This is a genomic window from Leptolyngbya sp. PL-A3, assembly GCF_039962325.1.
Classification (GTDB): Bacteria; Cyanobacteriota; Cyanobacteriia; order Elainellales; family Elainellaceae; genus Vacuolonema.
Window position 1 is genome coordinate 1 of record NZ_JAMPLB010000139.1, and the last position, 5,283, is coordinate 5,283.

General features: G+C 45.5%; 4 protein-coding genes and 1 pseudogene. 2 read left to right on the forward strand and 3 right to left on the reverse strand.

The features are described 5' to 3' along the window. A pseudogene (locus tag NDI52_RS34595) lies at nt 1-93 on the forward strand (IS5/IS1182 family transposase); the annotation flags it as partial. Between the two features lie 58 nt (nt 94-151). Continuing rightward, entirely contained in the window at nt 152-1,747 is a 1,596-nt protein-coding gene (locus NDI52_RS34600) for a helicase-related protein (protein ID WP_348257188.1), read from the forward strand. Nucleotides 1,748-1,805: 58 nt separating this feature from the next. Here NDI52_RS34600 and NDI52_RS34605 read toward each other — a convergent pair whose 3' ends face one another. From NDI52_RS34605 to NDI52_RS34615, 3 genes are all read right to left on the reverse strand, one after another. Beyond that, the gene (locus NDI52_RS34605) at nt 1,806-3,287 is read right to left on the reverse strand and encodes a hypothetical protein (protein ID WP_348257189.1); all 1,482 of its coding nucleotides are present in this window, start codon (nt 3,285-3,287) and stop codon (nt 1,806-1,808) included. A gap of 1 nt (nt 3,288) precedes the next feature. Beyond that, the gene (locus NDI52_RS34610; RefSeq protein ID WP_348257190.1) at nt 3,289-4,197 is read right to left on the reverse strand and encodes a TerB family tellurite resistance protein; all 909 of its coding nucleotides are present in this window, start codon (nt 4,195-4,197) and stop codon (nt 3,289-3,291) included. A gap of 159 nt (nt 4,198-4,356) precedes the next feature. Beyond that, nucleotides 4,357-5,160, reverse strand: a complete 804-nt coding sequence (locus NDI52_RS34615) for a hypothetical protein (protein WP_348257191.1) — start codon at nt 5,158-5,160, stop codon at nt 4,357-4,359. Between the last annotated feature and the right edge of the window lie 123 nt (nt 5,161-5,283).

The window sequence follows — 5,283 nt, forward strand, 5'->3', positions numbered from 1 at the left end:
AAGAACTTTGAGCGTACTTTATCTCACGCCAAAGCCCAAATCGATCTTTGCTTCATCCGGCTAATGCTGAAGAGGCTTTCAGCCCCTTCTTAAGATATCAAATGGGCTCTATACAAAAGTGGGGCCTAAAAAGCATCCAACCCTGCATGTGATGACCAATAGCTATCCGGCATCAAAGCTTGATATTGATTACAGTATCCGCCTATCGCCCATCACCCCAGGGTTGACCTCAGAAGGTAAAAAGCAAGGGGTGCGTCAGGCAATACGCAGTCAGTCAGAAGATGAGCTACTGAATAATGCCTATGCTGAGATTCAACGGGGTTTAGAGCATGATGCAGTGCAGATTATCTTTTTTGCCCAGGATAAAGCGTTTCTGCGTCAGCTTCGAGAGAAACTCGTGGGTGGAGAAGATGCCCTACTATCAAGGGACCAGGTTGAAGTTCTTGACCAAAGTGTTCCTGAACAGCGGCGGATTGATCTGGTTCAAGAACCTCGACGTGATGAGGTGCGAGTTTTTCTGATGACCTCATCGGGGGCACGGGGGGTTTCATTTCCAAAAACGGATTGGATTATTGCTTCGATGCCGCGCTTTAACGTTGAGGCGGCACTGATGGAAGTAGCTCAGCTGATATACCGGGGGCGTGGGTCTTACCGCGATCCACTTACAGGGGCGCAGAAATCAGGAGATGATACAGCCCGTCAGCTTGTGATGCTGATTAATGATTTTGTGGTGATGGATGAGGAGAGCGATCGCGAGCGTTTGTGGTTACGGCAATCCAGTGACCTATTGACGCTGCTGGTGATGCTGCGTGCCACCATCCACACCCGCATCAAAGGGGATGCGGGACTCAAGCGGCAGCGGATTGCCTTTGTACCTGTAGGGTTTGTAGGCGATGAAGAGCTTTTGAGCTTGATGTCAGATGACGTTCGAGATTTTTTGCAGGAAGCAAAAGTTTTTATCTGTGATGATCATTCCACAGAAAACAAAGCTTGTGTAGCCAAGGCTGCACAGCTAGCGAGCCAATTGTTTTCCCAATTTAATCTAAAAGGACAGGCACAAGATAGAGATGCTAAATCCTATGCTGACTATTCAACTTTAGAAGCTCTGGTGAAATCGGTATCTCGTAGCTCAAGTTCCCTACTGCCGTCGCTGGAGAATGATGCCCTGGTGGTACCAAAAGGGTTAAGTTGTCTTGGGCCATTTTGGATGGAGGATTGGGGCGATCGTCAGAGTGAGGAGCGCTTTAACTTTGAAGGGTGGAGATCTGATGTGCGATTTAGTAGTGGGCATCTCCTGGGGCTGTTGCGCCAAATCTCAGAAGACAAGACATTTCCCCCCAAGCTACGGCGGCCAGCTAAAGAATTGCATAAGCTCCTGGTTCGCGAGAAAGAAGCTGCAAATCAGGAGTATGCAACCCTTCAGACGGTTCAAACCGAGCAGGTAACAATCGGGCTGCCCTTGGATTATCCACACTTTTGGAGAAATAGTGAGGATAGCGATGGTATGGAGCGCCAGCAAATTCTTGAGGAGCCAGATGCGTGGCGCGATGCACTGGGGCGATCGCTGACTGCTCAAGGGGTGGTGCTGCCAGTAATTGCTCAATATCAGTCCTTTCCCTGGGTGGCGGTGGCGGGCAGGCGTACTGCTGCTCAGTTGGAAACTGTGTTTGGCGATCGGTACTTTATGGCATCGTCGGAGTTAAATTTATTGAATACGATTTTGCTGGAGGATGAGGAGAAGGAGTAATTTGTTCCAGAGTTGTTACTGTGGCATGGCTGCAAAGGCTTGATTTTGAGCCGTATTTTCAAAGCTTGCCTAATGTTACTGTTGGATAGTCAAGTGCTGTAACGGCTGCCAATATGTCATCGCTACTTTTCAAGAGCTGTTCCCACTCGTTGGTATTAATATTCTCTAAATGCTCAATCTTTAATTGATATTGGTCAAAAAGCCAGTACTTCATGCTGGGCATGAGATAGCGGATAAATGCCATCCACTCAGCATAATTAATGGCTAATGGGTTTCCTTGCATTAAGGTAATTTTACCGGCATTTCCTGCTGTTGCAATACCATGTGCTAGCAACAGCATAGTTCGATATTTTGGGTGTGAGGTAAGATTAACTCTCTGTTCACCATGTTCGGCGTAATGTCTCAACATGATGTAAGCACGTAGAAAAATTTCGATAACGGCTGGTGTTATTCCAGAAACTAAAAAATGTCTGAAATCGTATCCATTAAGATACATCCATCGAGCAAGTTCTCCGATAGTATGCCTCCCCTTCCCGAAACTACCCACATTAATTCCTTGAATTAATGTCATGAAAGGAGCAGGTAGACCCATCGGGGTGGCTACATCAGAGATGAGGTGTCCAATCTGCCGGAGAATTGCTTCTATGAGGTTGATAGGTTCAAGGTTTGACCAAACAGCACCTTGCAACCATGTATGACTGTGGGTCAGCCTGTCATAGGAAAAACCAGTTATTGTCCCTCGCATAATGTCCAGTACCCCAAAGATGAATCCAAGTACCGGATCATGGCCTAAAGATTGGAGCCGATGGGATTTAGGAAATATTCCAGTAATACGTTTAATGCTGTCTGCATCAACGTAGCTCATCGAATCATAAGGAACTTTACATGTTTCAGCAAGGTTCTGTGCCCAGCTTGCAAACCAATCATCACCGCGAGTAGTATCGTACTTCTTTATCCATTCTGTAATGGGGCTACTCGTTTGCCCAGCATATTGACCTGTTGTTAGGGTCGTAGGTATTTTGACGAGAAAGTAGTCTGTTAAACTTGCCAGAATACCACTAGCACCGACAAAAATATAATCCCATTTATCCCATCTAAACTGAGCATTGAAAGATTCTTCTTTAAGTACTTCAAAATCTGCCTCTGTTAAAAGTGCTTCGTAAGGAGCCAAGGGATCGATTCCCTGCGATAGGGTATAGGCTTGGCATTGTCTAACAAAGCTCTCCCAATCGTTGAAACCAATCTTGATTAGTTCGACAGAAATATGTTTTTGCCGCTGTTTGTATAGCCCTAGAATCTGATCTACATTGAAGTTCTCAAAATCCTCTACTTCAAGCCAGTCCTGAGAGGCCTCTAGATCGCTCATCAGTTTTTCAAGTGCTTGAAGCTGTTCTGATGCCACACCTGTGTCAGATAACTTCTGCTCAATATTCGTCAATTTTGAGCCAATTTCAGAGGTAGCACTTGCAAGCTTTCGGAGGAGATGATTTTGAGCTTGCAAAGCAATACCAAGCTCTACAATGAATTTCTCAGACAGCATATCAAGCTACTCCATAAGCTTGCTTCCGTTTGTTAACGGACTGTTGTATAAACTTGAGCCGCTCGGTTAGCAGTCTAATAGCTTCTTGATTAGCTTCTGCTTCAGCAGCACTTGCTTCAAGTTTAGTAGCTCGCTCTTGGAGACTAGAAATTTGTTCAACTAGCTGATTAATAGCTCCTTGCATGTTTTTAATTACTAGCTGAGCTTTACGTTCTTTTTCAGCTTGGTGCTGTGCCTTTTTTGATTTATCCCCCGTGTCTAGCAAGGCATTGACACCCATGAAGATTCCAGTACCTAAAAGGATAGCAACTCCAATTCCTGGAATCATACCTCCTATTCCGATGAGTGCGCCGAGGCCAGCTAATCCGGATGTGATACCTGCGGCACTTAAACCAATGACTGAACCGGAAAACCAAATGGCTGCGACAGGAACTCCTACTGCGGTAAGGCCTGCTGTGGCTGTTTTCAGGGCATCAGCTGCATAATTATCATCTAAACCACGTACACGGATTTCTCGAACTTTCTGGATAAATTGCTTAATAGCCTCTAATTGTTCATATGAGATGTTTAGCTCACGTTGGGCTAGAATTATTCCTTCTTCTTCATTAGAATCTAGCTCGTCATTTGCCCAAGCCGTATCAACTAGATTAATCATAAGGCTATAGCGTAGTTGTTCGTTGGCTATACTCAAAGCTCTTAAACATGCCCATAAGGAGGGAGGTTCAATGATATATGATTGCACCTGTCTTCTTCCAACTTCAGACATTCCCTCTAATTCCATGACACTGAAAATTAGCTCGACTTCTTCTTTGTCGATAGAGTCATCGGCAAACGCCAACGCGAATAGTGCTCCATAGAAGGCAATGCGATCGCTTTCGGGAACCTTGGTTAAGTCGAGTAGCTCGTTCATGACAGTAGAACCTTGAATATCTTTATGAAGCTGGTTTATGACGCGGAGGAGGAATAAGTATTATCAACAACATAACAAGCCTGTTGATAAGCTGCCTTCATAGAAAATACTGAATATTTGTGTAGATGTAAGAACTGAACCTGAGTAGCTGCCTTATCCTCAACAGAGTAAGGATTGAATAAAACTGCGACCGCTTATTTCAAGATCATTTGCGATCGCAAACGTCAAACTCCGAACCCGGATCCTGTTCGGGCGTGTATTGAGAGGCTGTTCTAAATCCTGTGGATAGATCAACACGGCTTCTGTTGTTCCTTTAGTTTCAGCGTAGGCGATCGTCTGCTGTATATCACCCGACGATGGGAACTTAGGTGCTTTGTATTTGGTGTCGAGGACGTAGCGAGTCATTCCAGTAGCAATGTCAGCTAGAACCAGGTCAATATTGAAGTGGAGAGCGTGGTTATCAGAGAGCTGTACTTTTTCTTGAACTTTGAGCTTCAGTCCGTGAGGTTCTAGAACTTCATGCCGATGCTCGTGAAGCCATGCCGCAACAAAGCTCTCAAAAAGTCGATTCATATCAACCAGAAATGGCAGCATTCTGCGATCACCCTGTTGAAGGCTTGGACCACTCTGGTCTAAAAAGAAGCGGCAGAGGGCATGAAGGGTTTGGTAGTCCTCATTGAGGCGGTTGTAGGTGCGGCCTGTGCAATTGTAAGCTTCAAAGGGAGAGAGGCTGATGGTGCCATGCAGGGCACGGTACGCTTGGCGGACTTTACAAGAAACCGCATCTCGGATAATGCCGTGATTTGTAATCTGTCTTAGTGTCCACAATAGAAGCTGGTTGTCTTCAATATCAGCCGTTTGCTCGTAATAGTGACATTTAGGTTTGATGTCCCAGGGGCGGCAGATTTGATGGGAGATATTGAGGCGTCCCCGTAGGCAGTTTAAGCGCTCCGTTCGATTGATGTAGGCTCTATCTCAAGGGGTGACAGAGAGACTGAAACGTAAGCTGTGCAACAGAAACGGCAGCAGGAAAGGTCAAAAAATAGGGTGAATCCGAAGAATCACCCCCAATTTCAAAAATGTTGC

Bases quoted from the DNA above. Each gene is read 5' to 3' on its own strand.
- NDI52_RS34605 (WP_348257189.1), bottom strand. From the start codon at position 3,287: ATGCTGTCTGAGAAATTCATTGTAGAGCTTGGTATTGCTTTGCAAGCT.
- NDI52_RS34610 (WP_348257190.1), bottom strand. From the start codon at position 4,197: ATGAACGAGCTACTCGACTTAACCAAGGTTCCCGAAAGCGATCGCATT.
- NDI52_RS34600 (WP_348257188.1), top strand. From the start codon at position 152: ATGACCAATAGCTATCCGGCATCAAAGCTTGATATTGATTACAGTATC.